The 19,657-nt window shown below is 45.0% G+C and carries 18 protein-coding genes; 12 read left to right on the forward strand and 6 right to left on the reverse strand.

Annotation, left to right across the window (positions count from 1 at the left end; genetic code table 11):
• The first annotated feature begins 45 nt into the window (after positions 1 to 45).
• The gene (locus LEP1GSC047_RS08905; protein WP_010419760.1) at positions 46 to 744 is read left to right on the forward strand and encodes a purine nucleoside phosphorylase YfiH/LACC1 family protein; all 699 of its coding nucleotides are present in this window, start codon (positions 46 to 48) and stop codon (positions 742 to 744) included.
• Between the two features lie 23 nt (positions 745 to 767).
• On the opposite strand, the gene LEP1GSC047_RS08910 is transcribed toward LEP1GSC047_RS08905, so the two are convergent.
• The 4 genes from LEP1GSC047_RS08910 to LEP1GSC047_RS08925 are packed head-to-tail and all read right to left on the reverse strand — an operon-like array spanning position 768 to position 5,289.
• Positions 768 to 1,175, reverse strand: a complete 408-nt coding sequence (locus LEP1GSC047_RS08910) for a response regulator (protein WP_010419758.1) — start codon at positions 1,173 to 1,175, stop codon at positions 768 to 770.
• A 21-nt stretch (positions 1,176 to 1,196) separates the two neighbouring features.
• Positions 1,197 to 2,282 (reverse strand): 3-isopropylmalate dehydrogenase, encoded by a 1,086-nt coding sequence (leuB, locus tag LEP1GSC047_RS08915; protein ID WP_010419755.1) that lies wholly within the window; start codon positions 2,280 to 2,282, stop codon positions 1,197 to 1,199.
• A gap of 17 nt (positions 2,283 to 2,299) precedes the next feature.
• Entirely contained in the window at positions 2,300 to 3,526 is a 1,227-nt protein-coding gene (locus LEP1GSC047_RS08920; protein ID WP_010419752.1) for an acetylornithine transaminase, read from the reverse strand.
• A complete protein-coding gene (locus LEP1GSC047_RS08925; RefSeq protein WP_010419749.1) occupies positions 3,523 to 5,289 on the reverse strand; it encodes a phospho-sugar mutase in 1,767 nt (588 codons plus the stop codon). Before LEP1GSC047_RS08925 ends, LEP1GSC047_RS08920 begins: the two co-directional genes overlap by 4 nt.
• A gap of 81 nt (positions 5,290 to 5,370) precedes the next feature.
• Between LEP1GSC047_RS08925 and LEP1GSC047_RS08930 the strand changes: the two genes are divergently transcribed.
• Entirely contained in the window at positions 5,371 to 5,736 is a 366-nt protein-coding gene (locus LEP1GSC047_RS08930) for a hypothetical protein (protein ID WP_010419747.1), read from the forward strand.
• Positions 5,737 to 5,757: 21 nt separating this feature from the next.
• Positions 5,758 to 6,900: a pyridoxal phosphate-dependent aminotransferase gene (locus LEP1GSC047_RS08935; protein WP_010419744.1), complete on the forward strand. Its 1,143-nt coding sequence runs from the start codon at positions 5,758 to 5,760 to the stop codon at positions 6,898 to 6,900.
• On the opposite strand, the gene LEP1GSC047_RS08940 is transcribed toward LEP1GSC047_RS08935, so the two are convergent.
• On the reverse strand, positions 6,798 to 7,901 hold the full coding sequence (locus LEP1GSC047_RS08940) for a hypothetical protein (protein WP_146036893.1): 1,104 nt from the start codon (positions 7,899 to 7,901) through the stop codon (positions 6,798 to 6,800). The two genes, LEP1GSC047_RS08935 and LEP1GSC047_RS08940, sit on opposite strands and share 103 nt — an antisense overlap.
• A 105-nt stretch (positions 7,902 to 8,006) precedes the next feature.
• Between LEP1GSC047_RS08940 and LEP1GSC047_RS08945 the strand changes: the two genes are divergently transcribed.
• From LEP1GSC047_RS08945 to LEP1GSC047_RS08990, 9 genes are all read left to right on the forward strand, one after another.
• Positions 8,007 to 8,783 (forward strand): LOG family protein, encoded by a 777-nt coding sequence (locus LEP1GSC047_RS08945; protein WP_010419738.1) that lies wholly within the window; start codon positions 8,007 to 8,009, stop codon positions 8,781 to 8,783.
• A 344-nt stretch (positions 8,784 to 9,127) separates the two neighbouring features.
• Positions 9,128 to 9,409 carry a 50S ribosomal protein L28 gene (gene rpmB / locus LEP1GSC047_RS08955; protein WP_010419731.1) on the forward strand — a complete coding sequence of 94 codons (282 nt, stop codon included), beginning with the start codon at positions 9,128 to 9,130 and terminating at the stop codon, positions 9,407 to 9,409.
• Positions 9,339 to 10,076, forward strand: coding sequence for an endonuclease III domain-containing protein (locus LEP1GSC047_RS08960; protein ID WP_052580675.1), 738 nt, complete (start codon positions 9,339 to 9,341; stop codon positions 10,074 to 10,076). Before rpmB ends, LEP1GSC047_RS08960 begins: the two co-directional genes overlap by 71 nt.
• A 7-nt stretch (positions 10,077 to 10,083) precedes the next feature.
• Positions 10,084 to 10,509 (forward strand): acyl-CoA thioesterase, encoded by a 426-nt coding sequence (locus LEP1GSC047_RS08965; protein ID WP_039934537.1) that lies wholly within the window; start codon positions 10,084 to 10,086, stop codon positions 10,507 to 10,509.
• A 2-nt stretch (positions 10,510 to 10,511) separates the two neighbouring features.
• Positions 10,512 to 10,967, forward strand: a complete 456-nt coding sequence (locus LEP1GSC047_RS08970) for a peptide chain release factor family protein (RefSeq protein ID WP_010419724.1) — start codon at positions 10,512 to 10,514, stop codon at positions 10,965 to 10,967.
• Between the two features lies 1 nt (position 10,968).
• Positions 10,969 to 12,825: an excinuclease ABC subunit UvrC gene (gene uvrC / locus LEP1GSC047_RS08975; protein ID WP_020988560.1), complete on the forward strand. Its 1,857-nt coding sequence runs from the start codon at positions 10,969 to 10,971 to the stop codon at positions 12,823 to 12,825.
• Between the two features lie 50 nt (positions 12,826 to 12,875).
• Positions 12,876 to 15,056, forward strand: a complete 2,181-nt coding sequence (locus LEP1GSC047_RS08980) for an LIC11755 family lipoprotein (protein WP_010419721.1) — start codon at positions 12,876 to 12,878, stop codon at positions 15,054 to 15,056.
• On the forward strand, positions 15,053 to 16,462 hold the full coding sequence (locus LEP1GSC047_RS08985) for an LA_2168 family protein (protein WP_010419718.1): 1,410 nt from the start codon (positions 15,053 to 15,055) through the stop codon (positions 16,460 to 16,462). Before LEP1GSC047_RS08980 ends, LEP1GSC047_RS08985 begins: the two co-directional genes overlap by 4 nt.
• A complete protein-coding gene (locus LEP1GSC047_RS08990) occupies positions 16,459 to 18,243 on the forward strand; it encodes a phospholipase D-like domain-containing protein (RefSeq protein WP_020988550.1) in 1,785 nt (594 codons plus the stop codon). Before LEP1GSC047_RS08985 ends, LEP1GSC047_RS08990 begins: the two co-directional genes overlap by 4 nt.
• Here the strand turns inward: LEP1GSC047_RS08990 and LEP1GSC047_RS08995 are convergent.
• A complete protein-coding gene (locus LEP1GSC047_RS08995; protein WP_039934542.1) occupies positions 18,187 to 19,551 on the reverse strand; it encodes an O-antigen ligase family protein in 1,365 nt (454 codons plus the stop codon). The two genes, LEP1GSC047_RS08990 and LEP1GSC047_RS08995, sit on opposite strands and share 57 nt — an antisense overlap.
• Positions 19,552 to 19,657: the final 106 nt, after the last annotated feature.

A 19,657-nucleotide genomic window follows, 5' to 3' on the forward strand; every position in this document is an offset into this window, starting at 1 on the left:
TTTTCCGTCTTTTCTATACAAGACTAGAAGCTCTTCCCGTCAAGTATGATCGATCATCGATTCTTTCTCGAAGATAAAAGGAGTCTGCGGATTCTAATTCTGGGAAACCAGGAGTTAAACGACTATACCCCGACCCCAGAATACATTCGAGGAAAGGTCGCTCATTTTAGCCAGATTCCGGAAGATCAGATTTATTTATTAGACCAGGTTCACGGAAAAACCGTCGTAAATGCGGATTCCTTGACGCCCGAAGAAATCCCTCAGGGAGATTCGCTGTATTCCACTGAACCTAGAAAGGTGCTGGTCGTTAAAGCCGCTGACTGCATGCCGATCTTTTTCTGGACGGGAAGACCGGCTTTGGTTGGAATCGTTCATTCGGGCTGGAAAGGCACGTTGGCCGGAGTAACGGAATCGGCTTTGCTGGAAGTTTCGAAGAAATACTCGGTCGATTTACAACTTCTGCAATTCTTCATCGGACCTTATGCTACGGGAAAACAATATGAAGTCGGAGAAGATGTGGCCGGAGAATTTAGAAAGGAATTTCCGGGTGCGCTTAAAGCATTACCCGAAGAAGGGAAGTTTTTGTTGGAACAAAAAACCTTTCTGATGAATCGGATCCGTAAACTAGGAACGGAGCCGTTCGTAGAAACGAGCGGAGCATGCACGATGGCCGCTAACTCCAGGTATTTTAGTCATAGAAGAGGAGATACCGGACGAAACTTAAACTGCATTTGGTTGGAGTGAGTCCCGTCTTCGAACTAGGGCAGTTATACTTTGATAGCTTTTCGAACCGTAGCGTTCGCTTTTTCTAGGACTTTTTCCCGCTTAATCGGTTTTACGATATAATCCATCACTCCGCTATCCGACAGAGTCTTGATCACGGCGGGCGTATTCTCTTCGCTAATTACTAAAATGCGCGGTAAAACGCCTAAGTCTTTAATTTCGTAAAACGCTGCGAACCCGTCCATGATCGGTAAATGAAGATCGAGGGTGATAAGATCCACTTTTTTATTTTCTTTATAAAGATTGATTAACTCTTTTCCTGTTTCCGCAAATGCTACGACTTCGTATCCTTCCGATTCCAAGATTTGAGCGAGTTGTTTGGCTTGGAACTTGGAGTTCTCAGCGATAATGACCTGATACGGTCTTCCTGAGGGAGCAATTCCACCTTTCATCTTACCACCATCCTAAGTTGTTCAAGAAATTCCCAATGCGTTTTCGATTTCTTTTCCGATTTCTTCGGTTCCGAGAATTTTCGCGCCCGCTTCTGCGATGTCCCTTGTCCGCTTACCTTGCGATATAACTCTACGAACGGCCGTCTCGATTTTTTGCGCCTCTTCTTCGAGAGAGAAGGAATAGCGTAGCATTAGAGCGGCACTGAGTATCTGTGCGATCGGGTTTGCGATTCCTTTTCCCGCAATATCAGGCGCCGATCCGCCGGACGGTTCATACAATCCGTAACCGGATTCGGAAAGCGAAGCGGAAGGAAGCATGCCTATCGAACCGGTAATGATCGAAGCTTCATCCGAGAGTATATCGCCGAACATATTTTCGCAAAGAATAACATCGAATTGTTTCGGATTCACGATCAATTGCATCGCCGCATTATCCACATATAGATGAGCTAGTTGGACGTCGGAAAACTCTCTTTTATGCAAATCGATTACGACTTCCTTCCAAAAAACGGAAGTCGTAAGTACGTTGGCCTTATCGATGCTGGTTACTTTGTTATTTCTTTTACGGGCCGCTTCGAATGCGACTCGAGCGGCTCGTTCTATTTCTCTCCGCGAATATCTCATCGTATCGTATGCGAATTCTTCCGCGCCGGAGCCCTCCCGCCCCTTCGGTTGGCCGAAATAAATTCCGGACGTCAACTCCCTTAGGATCAAAATATCCAAACCGTTTCCGATAATCTCCGCTTTGATCGGAGATGCGTTTTTTAGCTCCGGGTAAATAATCGCGGGCCGCAAATTGGCAAATAAATCGAAGTGTTTTCTAAGGGGTAAAAGGGCACCGCGTTCCGGTTGCTTTTCGGGAGGTAAGGATTCCCATTTCGGCCCACCGACGCTTCCGAATAAAATCGCATCAGAGCCTTCGCAGAGTTTGAGAGTTTCTTGCGGAAGTGGACCGCCGGTCTTATCGATCGCGATTCCGCCGACATATGCCGCCTCAAATATAAACTCCGATTCTTTTTTTCCTAAGGCTTTTTTTAAGACCGAAAGAGCTACCTTCATCACTTCGGGGCCGATTCCGTCTCCGGCAAGTACGGCGACTTTCTTCATTCTATTTGCTTTCCTTTTTACTTCTGTTCGTTTTGGAACTCGGTGAGGACTTCTTCGAGAATATCCAAACCTTCGTTTAAATACTTAGTCGATATCGTCAGAGGAGGCATGACTCTAATCACGGTATCTCCCGTAGCGTTTACGATTAATCCTTTTTCCAAGCTTCGTTCCGCGACCTGTCTGGAGGGAATCGTAAGATCTACTCCGATATGGAGGCCTTTTCCTCTAACTTCTTTGACGATCTTTAATTTTTCTTTCAATTGATTCAATCGACTGAAAGCGATATCCGAACAAGCGTTGACATTCGCGAGAATGTCCCTGGATTGAATGATCCGAATCGTTTCATAAGCGATGGCGGCACCTAAATGATTTCCTCCAAAGGTGGAACCGTGGGACCCTTTTCCCAGTACATCCTGGTATTTCTCCGAAACGATCATTGCGCCGATCGGAAAACCCGAGCCGAGGCCTTTTGCTAGGGTCATAATATCGGGAGAGAATCCGAAAGTTTCGAACGCAAAAAGGGTTCCCGTTCTTCCAAAACCGGTTTGAACCTCGTCTAGAATCATCAAGGCCTCGTTCTCTTGAGTCAATTCCCTCGCCAAGGTAAGATAATTATGAGTTAACGGAATAATGCCGCTTTCACCTAAAATCGGTTCGGCAAAGAACGCGACTACATGTCCTGAATATTGCTCAAAAGCGCCTACCAGTTCTTTTTCGTTGTTTGGCGTAACGAATTCGATTCCTTCCAGTAGTTTCCCGAATCCGGTATGCATTTTCTTTTGGCCGGTTAGGCTGATTCCGGAAACCGATCTTCCATGGAAACTTTTTTGCAGAGAAATAATGACGGGATTCGCGATTTGTCTTTGCTCGGCATAGGCCCTGGTAAGTTTGAATGCCGCCTCGGTAGTTTCGGTTCCGGAATTACAAAGGAATACTTTTCCGGGAAACGTGTTTAAAACGAGAAGCTCGGCCAATTTAGACGCTTCTTCCGAATAAAACCAATTAGAAGTATGCATTAATTTATCGGATTGAGTGCGAATGACTTCGATAATGTCCGGATCGCTATGACCCAGGTTTGTGACGGCTACGCCGCAGAGAAAATCGATGTACTGCTTATTTTCTTGGTCGAATAGAAGCTCGTTTACTCCGTATCGAAATGCGACGGGGTAGCGGTGGACAAGATCCAGTAAGTACTTATTACTTAGTTCTTTCGTTTTTTGAAATTCGGTTGCTGTTTCTTTCATGATAACCCTGCTATCTTTAAAAATACGGTTTCGGTCTGCTTCAATTCTTCAGAAAGAGTCCGAGTCAAAGCCGGAATCTCCTCTTTCGAATTCGGATGCCGTAAACTTTTGAACGAAGAATAGATTTTAATCTTAGGTTCCGTTCCGGAAGGTCGGATGGTCAGTTTTCCGGAACCTTCCAATTCCAATTGAATCACATCGGAACTTGGAAGTCCCGAAAAAGCGGATTTGGAAGAAACTCCTTTGGCGATCTTATTTTTGTAATCCAGAAAGCCGATTACCTTACGTTTCCCTAATATTTGACCGATTAAATCCCTGTTTCTGAGCGAATCCAATGAATCCTGGATTTTCTTTTTTCCGGCTAATCCCTCTAAATTTAAAGATTTAAGACTTTCCTGATAGAGCCCGTATTTCAGATAAATCTCGTTCATATAATTCGTCAGATTTTCCTTTTCCGCTAAAACTTCTAGCAAAAGTAGAGCGGAAGAGAGGCTATCCTTATCTCGAACGAAATTTACCGGCAGATAACCGTACGATTCCTCTCCACCGAAAAGAAAATATTGGGTTTTACTTTCGTCCAGTTTACCCATTACTTCCGCGATGTATTTAAATCCGGTTAAAACATTCTTTAAAGCGATCTTGTTCTTTTTAGCAATTTCGGATTGGAGATCCGTAGTGACTATGGTTTTAACGAGAACCGGTTTTTTTCCTTTTCTCTTTTTAGAGGCGACTTTTTCGGAAAGATAAGCGGCAAGAATCGAACCGATTTGATTTCCGTTCAATAAAGTGTAGGACCCGTCGAGATTGCGGACTCCGATGCCTAAACGATCCGCATCCGGGTCGGTGGCAATAAATGCCTTCGCCTCGATTTTTTGGGATAGTTTCAGACTCAGTTCTAACGCTTCCGCTTCTTCGGGGTTCGGATATTTTACGGTCGGGAATTCTCCGTTCGGATCCTTCTGTTCCGGGACTAGAATGACTTGTTTGTATCCGAATGTATTTAATAAAAATTTCATATACTTTCCGCCGGTTCCGTGCAACGGAGAATATACCAATTTTAAGGAGGCTCTTTGTTTTGCGGTCACTTGCTCGGATTGGATTCCCGCTTTCTTTAAATCCTTTAAGTAGGATGCAAAGCAGGCGGGTTCCACCTTTTTCACGAATTTCTTGTATCGAGGATCCTTGGTGGTTAGGATCTCAATTTCATTCCAATCCTGGATGGATTCGATCAGGCCTATGATTTTTTTATCGTCGGGAGGTACTAACTGCTCTCCCTTTGAAAGATAAGCTTTGAAACCGTTATATTCCGGCGGATTATGGGAGGCGGTTAAGACGACCCCTCCGGTGGCCTTATAATATCGAACCGCATAGGATAGCAGCGGAGTGGGCGCGACTTCGGGGAATAAATAGACTTTGATTCCGTGAGAGGCGGCAATTCCCGCCGTCACTTCCGCAAATTCGCGGGATCTACGTCTTGAATCATAGGCGATTACAAGTACCGGCTTTTTGGACTTCTTTACCAGATACCTGGAAAAGCCCAGAGCGGCTCGGCCGACGGTATATTCGTTCATTCGACCGATCCCATTTCCGATACGGCCCCGGATTCCGCCGGTACCGAACTCCAGAGGGACAGTAAAAGCTTCGATTTCGAGTCCGTTAGCACCCTTTTTGAATCTGTTTAAAACATCCGAGGCTTCCTTTTGTACGCTAGAGGAAAACGGTTTCCGTGTCCAGGCTTCGATATTTGCGCTCTCTTGATTCATTATCATGCCTAACTATTGTCTATTTTCATAAAAATCCGGTTTCCCCCTGGTTCAACCCGTTTTTTCGCCGATTCTAAAAGTATGGAATCAACCGAATTTTCGAGAGATCAACATAGGGAATTGGACTCTCTCCGAGGTTTACTTCGGAATATTGCGATCGTCCTATTCCTACTTTCCGGGGCTTTGGCATTCGGATCATTTTTTACGGAAACCCCGGGAAAAACCGTCGTTTCGGCGAGCTCCGCGTTATTGACATTTATCCTAGGAATTCTTTGCTATAGTGCCTCCGTTTCTTTTAAGCGAACGCTCGCTCTGGAAGGTAGGGACCCCGAGCAGCTTTTATTCGCGTTAAAGGACCTGAGATATTTTTTACTTTGGCTAGGCTGGATGCTGGTGGCTTTGTTTCTATTCTCCTTTTTCGGTGCTTTCGCCTTGCTTCTTTCGTAAGCTGCCCGAGTCTCGCTCCATATGGGCCTGCGCGATTTTTTTATCGAAGATAGATTAGAGCGCTTTAGAATCGATGCCCCTTGCAATTTGGGCGAAAGCGGAATTCGAAATTTTTATCTCTCGGAACTTGCCACTTCGCTTAGCCTGGATCTAAGAGAACTGGGCTTTCTTTCCTTGGCGGATTCTCCGAACAGGGGAAGAGCCGATCTAAGAGAAGAGATTGCCGCGCTATATCCGAATACTTCCGCCGATCAAGTATTGATTACTACGGGTACCGGTGAGGCACTTTTTCTAACCTTTTGTTTGTTGATTGAAAAAGGAGATACCGTTTCCTTATTTTGGCCGGCTTTTCAAGCGCTCTATGAAATACCTTTATTTCGAAACGCTCGCTTAAATACTGTCAGCCTTTTGGATCGACTGGAGGAGTCTGAACTTGGTTTCGGAGAGAAAAATATTCGAAGCTTATTCGAAGAACATCCTAAACTCGTAATATTCAATCATCCCCATAATCCCACCGGGATTTCCACCACTGAATCCGACCGTAAAACGTTACGAGACTCGAATTTAAGACCCAAAGACGAGCCTTGGATTCTTTTCGACGAGCATTATAGATTTCAGGATGGAAATTCGGAACTAGGTTGGACCGGTATCGGAATTTCGGATCGAAGTATCGCGACAGGATCGATCACTAAATGCTTCGGGGTCATGGGGCTTAGGATCGGCTGGTTAGTCGGACCCAAGGAATTTATCGAAAAAGCTCGCTCCATGAAAGATTATTTGACTCATACCGTCTCGCCGATTTCGGAATTTCTGACCTTGCAAATTCTTCGCAAACGAAAAGAATTACAAACGTTCATTCGTAGCAATTTGAATCGCAATATTACTTTCTTTTCGGAATGCGTACCGGGATTACCCGGATTAGATACGTTTCGTTCTCCGGAGGGCGGGATTGTCGGTTTTCCAAAATTGGAAAGGGGATTGGCTTCGAAGGCGTACGCCGATATGCTCCTGAAACAGGCTGGAATTTTCGTTTTACCCGGATTGGACTTCGAGACGGAAGGTTATATTCGCGTCGGTTTCGGGGAAACGCCCGAACGATTTTCGGAAGGTATGGGGCGGTGGAGAAGTTTAGGGTCGGAGACAATGGCCCTCTTAAATAAGTAGGCCTCGGATACGTCCGGACGATACGATTCCGGAACCAATCGAATATTATGTTTTCCTAATACGATATGCGGTGAAGAGAAATTCGGCTGCGACTGTAAGGGATTTTCGTCCTGTTTCCAATTCCATTGCAATTCGCGGATACGAATCGATACTATCTTCCCACGAATCTGCCAGGACGTTTCCCCCGATCGTAATGGTAATCCGACTCTTAATCTCGGCGCCTCATCTTTCAAAAAGCTAGGTTGCAACCAGACTCCTAACGGATATAATTTTAAGGTTTCGGTGTGAATCTCCGAGCCTTGCGGATATCCATAAACCCAAACTTCCGATCTATGTACCGTATGCGGGCTCGGATAAAAGTCTTCGTATAGTGCACCCAATTGATGACTTAGTACTCTCATCGAGCAGATTCTAACCTTCCATTTCCCCGGAGGTCCGAAAGGCAATAGGGTCTCCGGAAGGCAATCTTTGAACGTCGAATCTTTTACTTCCGCCTCCCAGATTACGAGAGGAGATAATGTCAAGGTGGAAGTTTGAGGAAACCAAGCCTCCCAGAAATGCGGTTTACTTCGGAAATACGGTTTCTTCATTTTTCGAGAATTCACCGGTGCGGAGGAATCTTGGGCTTCCGGAGAAAATCCTAGAGAAAGAGGATTCAATTCCACTGCTTTCTTTTTCCAGGGCAGAAAGGCCCAGAAGAGCCAGGGGCGGGTTCTTTGAAAGGTTTTCGTTCTCACTTTCCGTTTTGCATTCGGAAAGACAGTTTCCTCTTGAGATTCCCAATACGTAAAAGGAGGTAGATTTTGGGTCCAGTCCGGTTCCGCTTCAGTTTGTACGGATCCGATTGCTTGAATCTTCTCTGAAATCCTTTTTTCCGAGATGTAAGGTTCTATTTTTTTTTCGAGTCTGATCTTACCCGCAAGGAATTTCGTATCGAGTAGATAGACGTACCTAACAAACTTGGATCGAAGTCTTTTTCCGAGGTCGGAAAAGGGAGTCATTGGGAAAAGGATATCGAAGAACCCTTTTTCAGGCAAGCTTTAGTTCCGGGCCGTATATCGGAGTCGGACGATATTAAGAGAAAGTACTAGGAACAAGGATGGAATATGGGAAGGGCAGCCTTTGAGAACGAGGAATTTTTACATTCCGTAGATGCGTTTCACCTTCGGGTTTTGGCCGAAATTAATTATCCTCAAGCATTATTTCGAGACGCAAAAATTAGGGATACGATTTGTATTTTTGGATCGGCTAGAATTTTGAGCACGGAGGAATACGCAGCTAGAGATAAGTTGCGTGAAAAACTGACCCCCAAGGAATTACGTATACATGAGAAGCAAGGTGAACTGGTTCGCTATTACGAGGAGGCTAGAGAGACCGCAAGATTGATCACACTTTGGGGAAAGGAAATCTCTAAAGATGTTCGAAGGATGGCAGTCTGTACGGGAGGTGGTCCCGGGATTATGGAAGCTGCCAATCGTGGAGCGGTGGAAGGGGGAGGTCCGAGTCTAGGGTTGAATATCAGACTTCCGTTTGAACAAACGATTAACACCTTCGCGGATCCTAAGATTAGCATCGAGTTTCATTACTTTTTCATGCGTAAGCTCTGGTTTTTACGCCTGTCCAAGGGGATCGTCGTCTTCCCGGGTGGATTTGGCACGGTGGATGAACTTTTCGAAACTCTTACTTTAATTCAAACCGGCAGAAATAATCTGAAAATTCCGGTGATTATGTATGGGAAGAAATACTGGGATCAGGTATTTCATATTGGTCCGATGAAAGAATACGGACTGATCGATCCGGACGATATTAATTTAATAACGTATTGCGATGAGCCGAACGAGGTGTTGGAAGTTTTGAAGAAAAAAGTCCCGTTCGAGGACTAGTTATAGGTTTGAATGAATGGGAATTGGATCGTCCCGGGTGTAGAAGTTCCTACAAATCGCGATCCTCCACGCACAGTTTTCGGTCTTGCATGAACGAGAATTCCGGATCGAATTGCGAATCATGATTCCGGCGGGAATTGGATCGTCCAGGGTGTAGAAGTTCCTACAAACCGCGATCCTCCCGCGCAGTTTTCCGTCTTGCATGAATGAGAATTCCGGTCCTAATTGCGAATTATGATTCCGGCGGAAATTGCTAACCCGAAACTGCCACTTTTAAATCAAAAAATGCCCTAGCAGAATCGTTTTCTTGACAGCCTCCCGAGGAAGAAAATTATGGTCGCAATATGGCCAGAAAATGTGTCGTTACCGGGAAAGGTACCATTGCTGGGAATAATGTTTCTCACTCTCACCTTAAGACCCGTAGAACCTGGAAAATCAACCTAATCAAAAAGCGGATCTTTTTAGAAGATGAAAACCGCTGGGTAACCGTTCGAATTTCGACTCGTGCCCTACGTACCCTTCGTAAAAAAGGAATCAAGGCCGCGATTAAAGATAATGGCGGTTCTTTACAAGCTCTTGCCCCCAAAAAATACGTCGGAATCGAAAAACAGGCAGCCAAGGCCTGAGTTTGTTCCAACGCCCAAGTACGTTTCCCGAATTCATTCCCTGTTACGGGGAGAGTTCGGGGAAGTAAGTTCCCCTTTAAACTACCAAAAAGACTACGAGTTCGCGATTTCGGTCATTCTTTCCGCGCAATGTACGGATGCGAGAGTGAACGAAGTTGCTCCACGCTTGTTTGCAGCTTATCCTAGCCTAGAATCAATCGCAAACGCTCCTCTCAAAAAAATCGAAGAAATCATCTATTCCACAGGCTTCTATAAGAATAAAGCCAGGTCGGTAGTGGGTTTTGCCGAAACGCTTTTGAGAAACTATAAAGGCAAATTACCGAATACTATATCCGAGCTGATTCGACTGCCGGGAATTGGTCGAAAGACTGCGAATGTGGTTTTGAACGAAATACACGGAATCTCGGAGGGCTTTGTCGTGGATACGCATGTAAAGCGCGTCTCCAAAAAGTTAGGACTGACAAAGCAAACCGATCCGGTCAAGGTCGAGAAGGATTTAATGGAGATCGTTCGGCCTCATTATTGGATGGATCTTTCGTTGTATTTTATCTTTTTGGGTCGACGCTATTGTAAGGCGCATCGTACATTTTGTGAAGAATGCGTGTTGGGAAAGATTTGCCCGTCATCGACTCGGGGGAAGTCGGCCGCAAAAATCGAGGAGGAATGAATTGAATTTGGAAGTCTTCTTAGATAAGAAACTGGAAGGGATGGAACTGAGTACCCAGCATATAGTGATGTCCCGAGACCTGAATCAGCACGGATTTCTCTTCGGCGGTCAAATGCTCGCATGGATCGACGAAGGATGTGCAATGTTCGTCATGGAAAAAATACGATATTCGAATATCGTAACCGTTAGTATGGATGATGTCGTTTTCAAAAGTCCCGGATTGTCGGGCGATATTATACAGATTTTCTCCAAAATAGAAAAAATCGGAAAGAGTTCCATAACCATTCGCAATGCTTCTATTTCTAAAAGCCAAAAGCGGAAGGAAGTCCGCGAGATAATCGATTGTACGATCACTTACGTCTGTTTAGACGATAAGGGAAGACCGTTTCCCTATTTTACGCAATTCGATTCGCAAGAACTTTTCGCTCGTTAGTCATGTCCTCTCGATTTCCCGTTTCTTCCGAAAAGGAATCCGCTCTTTTGGCACGAATGGAATCGCTCAAAGTGTTCGAATCCGACTTGGAAGAAAGTTTTACGCGAAGCGGAGGAAAGGGCGGTCAAAACGTAAATAAGGTTTCTACTGCCGTTCGATTGCTTCACCGACCAACAGGGGAAGAAATTAAATGTTCGATCTATCGAACGCAGGGAATGAACCGCTATAAGGCGCGAATTTTATTATGCGAACGGTTGGAAAAGGAAGCCCGGTTGGCCGATAAAATCGAAGATCCGGCCCACGCCAAATTAAGGAAAGCCAAAGCGGATCGCGCAAGAAGAGCAAAGCGTAAAGCGGCGGCTAAATCCTCGGGCGCAGCCAAAAGAGAATTTAACCCCGAAGTAGATTGGAAAGAAGAATACGGCGAAGATTGGGATAGTCCAATAAGAGAAGACTAGAATGGCGGATGTTCTAAATCACAATCTGATCGTCGAAAAACTCAAGAATCTGACCGGCTCTCCCGGCTGCTATCTTTGGAAGAACTTGGAAGGCGAGATTATTTACGTCGGAAAGGCGAAGAATCTTGATAAGCGAATTCGTAGTTATCTGAAGGAAAATCATATCGATTTGAAGACCCGTTTTCTCCGGCGGGAAATTTTCGATCTGGATTGGATTGCCACTTCTACCGAAAGGGAAGCTCTCATTCTTGAAGCTACTTTAATCAAAAAACATAATCCTCGTTACAATGTTCGACTCAAGGACGACAAAAAATATCCGCATATTAGCGTTTCTTTATCCGAGCCGTATCCGATGGTTTTTGTTACGCGAAAATTAAAGGATAACGGCGATCGTTATTTCGGTCCTTATACGGACGTGAAGACGACTCGGGAAACCCTCGACGTCATCTTGAGGATATTCCCGATCCGTAAGACCAAACAAGTTTTACCCTTACCTAAGCCGCGTAGACCTTGCTTGAATTTTCAAATGAAGCGTTGTCTCGGTCCCTGCCAAGGTAACGTCCCGGTCGAAGAATATAGAATCATCGTAGATCAGGTCATCCAATTTTTAGAAGGGAAGAAGGACGGACTCGTCAATGAGCTAACCCGTAGGATGGACGATTATTCCGAACGGATGGAATTCGAGAATGCGGCTCGTTACAGGGATATGCTTTTGAAACTCCAATCTTTCCGTCAAAAACAAACTGTCGTAAGTTTGGACGGAGGAGATGAGGACATCGTCGCTTTTGCCAGAAGGGAAGACGAAGGGCAGGTCGTTCTCATGGAAGTGAGAGGTGGAAGGCTTGAGAATAAGAAATCGTTTCCGATTCAAGGGGTTGCGAATTCATCCGAGGACGAAATTCTAGCTTCTTTTTTTAGAGATTATTACATGGGAGCAAGCTTAGTTCCATCGAATATAGTAGTGCCGTTAGCTTTAAAGGAAGAAGCGGAAACCGTTTTGGATTTTTTACAGGAAAAAACCGGCTTCAGACCAAAATTACGTTTTCCTAAAGCCGGCGAAAAAAAATCGCTTTTAAAAATCGCGGAAAAAAATGCCGAACTGGGTTTAACCGAGAGATTACTCGCTACTCAATACCGGGATCAAACTGCGGCTCTAAAGGAAATTCAGGAAATGTTCCATCTCGGTGAACCGCCACATATCATCGAATGTTATGACATCTCCCATTTTCAGGGTTCTTTTCCGGTGGCTAGCGGAGTTATTTTCGTGGAAGGTAAGCCGTTCAAGCAGGGGTATAGAAAATACAATATTCGAGGTTACGAGGGAATTAACGATCCGGGAATGATGCACGAGGTAATTTCCAGAAGATTGCAAAGAATTCTAAACGAGGACGGCGCTCTACCAAACCTTGTCGTCATCGACGGAGGTCCAACACAATTAAGCAAAGCCTGCGAAGCCGCCGTCGAAGCAGGCGTTCCGAATCTTCCTATGGTCGGACTTGCAAAGAAAAGAGAAGAGATCTATTTTCCCGGTCAAAACGAGCCTTATAATTTCGATATGAATTCTCCCGGAATGAAGTTATTGCGCCATATCCGCGACGAGGCTCACAGATTCGGTGTGGAGCACCATCGCTCCCGACGAAATCGGGAGGCTCTTCGTAGTTTAATCGAAGACGTTCCCGATATCGGATTGAAAAGAAGTAAGCTATTGTTGCGTTCTTTTACCGGACAAAAAAGGATCGAAGATGCGACGATCGACGAGCTTAAGAAAGTTCCCGGCATCGGAGATACTCTCGCAGAAAAAATTTTCCGACATTTTCACTCTAAGGAAAACGAAGAAAATTCTCTAACCGCTCCCTAATTTTTTTAGCACCAAGCCGTACTCCCTACCTGTGTGTTAACGGAGGGAGTATGCGATCCTATTTCAAAAGAGCGAACAGATATAAGATTTTCCTTTTGATGGGCGTTTCGGCGTTATATTGCCAGCATTCGACTAAGGCGGATTGGCTGGAATTATCTCCGGTTTTTTCGGCATTTACGTTTCAATATGGACCGGAAGATGTAAGCAATAGCGAATTCGTAAATCTATCGATAAAGGTCAGAGATGGGAAAACTTGCCTCGAGGCAGGAGAGCATCCCAACTATTTCGCGAGTCTTTGCCTGGAAGACTCACGCTCAACGATTCGGGAGAGTTTGAATCGATTTCTTGTAGGATGGAGCCAAGCCGAACTACTTGCACCTTTATCCTTTGAAGATTCCCGGAATCGAATTGCTATTACGATCGGCATTTATAAGATAAACGAATTACGGAAGCAGATTTTACCCGCTCGTTCGGGGATTTTGGGAAGTCGAGAGATTCGTAAAGGTCTTATCGACGGAATTTTCTTCTTCGATCGAAATAGTTTTTCGCGAAAATTCCACGCCCCTAGTTTTTCTCTCTTTCTACTATCGGATACGGAAACGCTCTGGATACATCCTCCTGCCGGAGACGGCGACTCGTATCTCTCGATCAAAATCGAGTCGGTCACCGATATAGGTGAGGAATTAAAAAATACGATCGGATCCATTCCGGCTAGGAATGAACGAATTTTATCGAACTGTAAATATGAGCTTCCGGAGATTTCGGAAGTATTCGGCGAGACCGAGTCGTTAACCGGCCGCTGGATCGAATTATTCAATTCCAAATCGTATCCGATCTGCGAAGACGGGATGAACTTCGTTCTTTTCGGCAACCGGATCGCAGTTCCAAAAACCACGGGTTATCTTTTACCGGGAGAAACCCGTGTTTATGCGGAAGAATCGTCTTCACTCGAACGAATTATTTTATCGGGTCTTCGATGGGGAGATTTAAAACGTAACGGGAGTCTACAACTTTCCATGCAGCAATCGGTAACGGAACGAATTCTCCCCGGAGGAGGTTACCGATATGGAGACGAAACCCTTTCCTGGAAACCGTCAGGTTTTTCGGAATGTGGACGAAATCGACAACCGCCAAATCTTCCGGAATCCTATTGTATGGATCCCGGTTTTCCGACCGGAACGAATCTTTCATCAGGGGAAGAACTTCCCGATTGCGATCCTAAAAATTTCATTTTAGAAGAATTGAATCCGATCGGGATCTATTGGGAGGGAAAGCTCAGGACGGATTTTAAGTTTATCGATTTAGAATATATCGGTTCAAGGGAATGCAAACCGAGGAATTTGGAATTTCAATGGGCGCAATCGACTATTCCGATTTCGATTCTCGGAACAGTAACGGAGAGATCCATTTTAACGATCGGCGCTCTTCCGTTCCTGTTCGGAGCGACCACATTTTCGTACCGAAATCTTTCTTCGTTAAAGTTATCAGATTCGTTCCGACTCAGAGATCGAACGACAGGCTTAGCGCATTCGATTTGGAACGGAGGTCTTATCGACTCTTCGACTAGATTTGCACTCGAAATTCCCGGAGTTGCGACTTCGTCCTTATTACTTCGGAACTTTCGAATCTATTTACCTCTCCGAGACGAGGTCCCGGCCGGAGTAAATCATTTGCACAGGATTTCTCCCGGGAAGAAGGGGAAGTTCGAGTTTATCGGCCGTTCCGCTCTTTCGGAAATCTCCTGGGCCGGTTCCTATAAAGGTATCGAACCGATTTCGAGCGATCGATTTTTGGAAGTTCATTCGGAGATTGAGGGAGCGGAATCGGGACTTTTGGAAGTGGAGACGCAGGGAGGATCTACCAGCTCCGTTCTTTTTCCGATAGATTCAGGATTCAGTGTTTTGGCCTCGGGAAAACTCACTTGTTTTCCAAAAAGTCAGGTTTGGAAGGATTCGGCTTTCTCACTCCCACAAACTAATTCGACGCTCATTAAGCTGCGTCATCCGGTCACGGGAGAGCTCTGGGATGAACTGCGATACTCCTCTGCAGGACCGGGAAAGAATGATACAAAAAACAAAATTAGACGTTCCGGCTATCAGTTCCTTGATTTAAACGGAAATCGATCATGGGGTGATTCGGATATTCCGGACTCTATAGACAGACTTCCCGAATGCTCGAATACTCACGCAAGTCCAGGGAACTCGAATTTGTCGACGGTGAGACAGGAATGAGAATACGGATAACGATCCTTTTCGCTTCGTTCATTCCTTGTATTTTAGCTGCAGAATCCGTTTCCGAAAAATTCAATCTTAGAATTTACTCATTCGGTTTTAAAGCGCAGGGAAGACTTAGTTCCGGCGATAAAACTTCGAAAGAGGTGGAAAGAGTAAGCGGCATCGCGCTTCCCTTCTGGATGAATGTAAAGGGAGAACTTAGACGTGATTCCTGGGAGGCGAATCTACAAGCGGATGTTTTCTCGGTCTCCGATAATCGATTGAAGATTCTCCCGGGAAACGACGCATATTTTGCGTTACTCGCAAAAGGGTTTCGTTGGGGTTTCGGTAGAAGGTCCGACCCTAATTCTTTACCTGGATGGTTTTATTGGAAGGACGGGGTCGAGGGGGCCTTCGTTGAAACGAACGATAACGGACGTTTTAAAGTTCGATTCGACGTTCTGGATTTCTACCGCGGATTTCCATTGGCCGAGAATAATTGGCTGCTTGCCCAAGGACGGGATTCTTTTTTGCCAAAATCTGCGCGCAGCGAGCTCGGCTTAAATTCGATACCCGTAAAGGATCTTACGCAGACCGAGTTTAGATATAGGGCCGGTATCGGTTTTTGGGCCCGGGAAGAATCGGGAGTATTTTATAATATTGGAATACGATATATCTCTTTAGGAAATTGGGGAAGATTCGGGAAAGATGTTCAGGAGGCCAGATCGGAACGCTTGGGCGGGGATAAAGACTATCTTACACAGGTAAAGACCGGGATAGGATTTTTATCCGGTCCTTTCTTTAGCCTTTTAGAAGCGTTCCTCGTTCGCGGTTTGGACAAAACAGCGTATCATCCTCTTCGACCGGAGAAAAGTTTGCCGATTAGCGGAGAAGCGGTCCGATTCGATATAGGTCTTCAGGGGTTCGGATGGCATTTTTCTGCCTTTGGCTTCCTTCCGAATCCCGACAAAAGAAGCAAAAATGGGGAGATTTTGGAATTAGGTTTCGTCGGTATGGGAACCTCGCCGTTGCCTAATCCTCTGCTCAATCAAATCTGGGGGTGGACTCCGTCGGCTTGGATAACCGGTGCCGGTTTGGAAAGGGATCGGTCACTTTTTCCGACTAAACGTCCTGCGGGCGTTTTAGGAATGCAAAGCTCGTTCCGAATTTCGCATGTTAAATTAGGAATTCGAACTAGTTATATTGCCTTTCTACCGACGGAGAAGGAATCAAGAGGGGCATTGTCTAGTTCGAAGGAAATTTTTTCGAACTCCTTTCTGCGAGAGGGAGGACTTTCCTTCGGCTGGATTCCACCCGAATATCAAACATCCATCTTAGAATTAGAAGTGGGCGGTTTTGAATCCGATCCTTCTTTAGGGCTAAGAGAATGGTATCTACTATTAAAATTAGGATGGGTCCTATGATGCGGACAAAAATAATTCCGATACTGGGTTTTTTAATCCATTGTGCTCAGGATGCGAAGGCCGATTTCCTAGCTCATTGGATGGACCAGAGCGGTTATCCGGCCGCATATTTCTCCTACCCTGGTCGTTTCACTCCCCCAGGGAAAAAAAGGGAAGTCAGGGATGTGATTATACGTTTAATCGAGCAAACCCAATCCTCTCTTTACTTTCATATTTACTCATTTGATGATCCGGAAATCGAAGAGGCGATACTCTCGGCAGTAAAGCGAGGTGTACGTTTGGAAATCATGGGAGAATTCGGAAAAACCTATCCGAGCTCCTTTTACAAATACCTACGGTACTGGAAGGGAACCGGATTACAACATACTAAAGTCTTAGTTTCGGATGGAAAACTGGTATTTATTGGGACAGGCAATTTCACATATTACGGCCTGGAACGAGATAATAATGGATACTTATTATTCAATCTAAGAGAATCGGAACAGGAAAAATTTCATTCTTTTTTGCGGGAAGAATACCCTTTTCCGAAATTGATCCTTCGGGATTTGGAACTCTGGAATTCGCCCAATAACGGCAGAATCATTCAGCACATTCTAACCGAATCTGTTCGAAAAGCCGAGCAGCGGGCAAAATTCATGATTTTCGATCATTACGATCCGGTTTTAAGCCTTGAGTTTTCTCTTTTTAACAGGAGAGGAGGAGAGATCGAAGGCATCTATGATCGCCCGGTGGATCCGGAAGGAATTCAATTATCCGCACTCGATGGGGTGAGAATTTTAGAAGACGGTAATGAAGATCACCTCGACGATCCTTCTTTCGGCAAGGGGGGGCTATTGCATCATAAAACTATGGTATTGGATTCCGCAACCTTACTTACCGGATCCTATAATTATTCGGTAAGCGCCCGGGACGCAAATCGGGAAATTTTGATGCGGACTGGTCATAGGAATATAGTTAGAGAGTTCGAATTGGAACATTTGCGCGTTCAGAAAGCGGCAAACTCGCTGCCGACATTTCGCAGAGACCGGGAGAATTCCAAAATTTACGTAAACGCCGATCGTTCCGGATTTTGTCGCGTAGATTCGAATGAGCGGGAATTTCTGCTGGATATAGGGGGATCCTGGATGCACTGGAAATTATATTATAAATTTGGAATCAATGAAATCTGCAAAAATATCGGTAATTTTGAAACTGCCAGTATGAGGTTATTCGGAGGGAAATTCGAATTTCCGGCGGAAGCAGCTTCCTTTTTCCCGTTCTTTCTATCCGACAGGTTCGGAAACGTTTTGCTATCCGGGTCTGGATCGGATAACGGCAAAGAATTCTTATCACTTTTGAACAAACCTCTGCTCTTTCTTCGTCCGGAAGTATTTTTGCTAAACGAATCGGCATGGACCTGGAAAAATACGGATACTAGGATTCTTGAAACTCTTTCCGTAGGCCGCTCGGCAAATTCCGCATGGGTTATCGGAAGAGGGAAACTGCCGCATAAAAGTAACCTTATTTCAAACGGAAACCTGCTTCGAACGAACGATTCGTTATCCACAAGCGGCGCCGTATTAATCGATTACGATGAATTTACCGTATTGTTTTGCTTTAAGTCGGAGACATCCAAACTTTCCTGGACGGAGGAATTAATGGATGCCGCGTACGAGATAACTAGACCTTCCTCGTTTTCGGAAAGCAATCGACGTATCTTAGACGACGCCGATCGATCTTTTTTCTCACTTCCCGGATTGCCGCATCGAAGGAGAGAGCGCCTTTGCTCCGTCGGAATCTGAAGGTTTCCATTCCCCGCGAACGAATAGACCGATGATAAGCCAAAATAGGATAACGACTTCATCGTCTTGAAAATAACATTGAAACAGTCCGGAAACGAAGAATCCGAATATGCCGTAGTAAAAGATGAGTCGATTCAAGGGTTGTCGGGATTGCAGAAGAAAAAAAGAAAAAAGGGCGGCAATCGATAAATAAATAAGTAAGCTTGGAACTCCGAAGACGGACGTAAAATGAAAGTAGTCATTATGCGCATGTCCTTTCTGGGTAACCTCATAAAAGTAAGCCAACTCCGGGTAGGTCTCGGAATGTTCCATCCGAACCGTTTCGATGGATCGATTATAGTTACCCGGTCCGACTCCGATGATCGGATGGGCTGCGATTAGGGGAAACGTGGAATCCCAAATGAATGTCCGGCCCGAGTCCGTATGTTTTTCCTTTCCGAAGATTGGTCCTAACACTTTTTTTCCCGCCGGACTGAAGGCCAGGCCTAGTCCCAGTAAAATGGAAATCGTCAGAAAAGCGAATCCACCTCGTATTAAATACGAGGTGGGCAATTCCTTACGAATCCAGAATAAATGTAATGTAGCAAGTGAGATCGAGCAGAACGCGCCGATCAGGCTGGATCGGGCCTGATTTAGTAGACAAACAAAAGCAAAGAGAAACAAAAAGAGACCGCTTTGTAAAATTTTCTTTTTGTTTTCCGATCCAAGATCCTTTAAAAAACGAAATACGGCAAAGCCGGAAAAGAACTGGAGCAATCCGCCGAACGTCAAATGTGTATTCATTAGGCCGATGGATATATACAAAGGAATCTTTGCAAAAGTTCCGAGAGGATGCGTAAATTTATAGGCGCTGGACTCCTTGTATAAATCGCTAACTAATCTGGACAATCGAACGGGAGAAAATCCACCTATGATTCCGGTGAAAATTAATACTAAAAAAAGAATCACTAGTCCAGTAAATGCTTTGGGAATATCTTCTTCCTTTAAGAACCAAACTGACAGGAATCCGAAAAATAGAAAAAAGTCCTTTAGCTCGCTATTAAACGCTCGTTCAAAATAAAATGCATCTTCACCCGAGAGGAGATGAACTAGGAAATCTAGAAAATACCAGACAAAGAGGGCGACAGAAAGATAAAAAAGAAGATGTTTGGGGAACCAGTTAGAAGCCGGCCGAGAACGAAGCGTATGCCCGAACCCGAAACAGAAGGACAGTACCAGAAACGCTTGGCTTATGCTGACGGAAACTCCTATCGTGCTGAACGTAGCAATTAGACAAAATACATGTGCCTTACGTAAGAATTCGGTCATCGGAAGAAATGCCTGTAACAGAATGTAAATTCCCGCTTCCTTGTAAATTCGATTATTTTTCCCGACATAAAGTAGATTGGAGTGGAAAAATCCCTCCTTTGCATGA

Origin of the sequence: Leptospira inadai serovar Lyme str. 10, assembly GCF_000243675.2 — a bacterium.
Classification (GTDB): Bacteria; Spirochaetota; Leptospiria; order Leptospirales; family Leptospiraceae; genus Leptospira_B; species Leptospira_B inadai.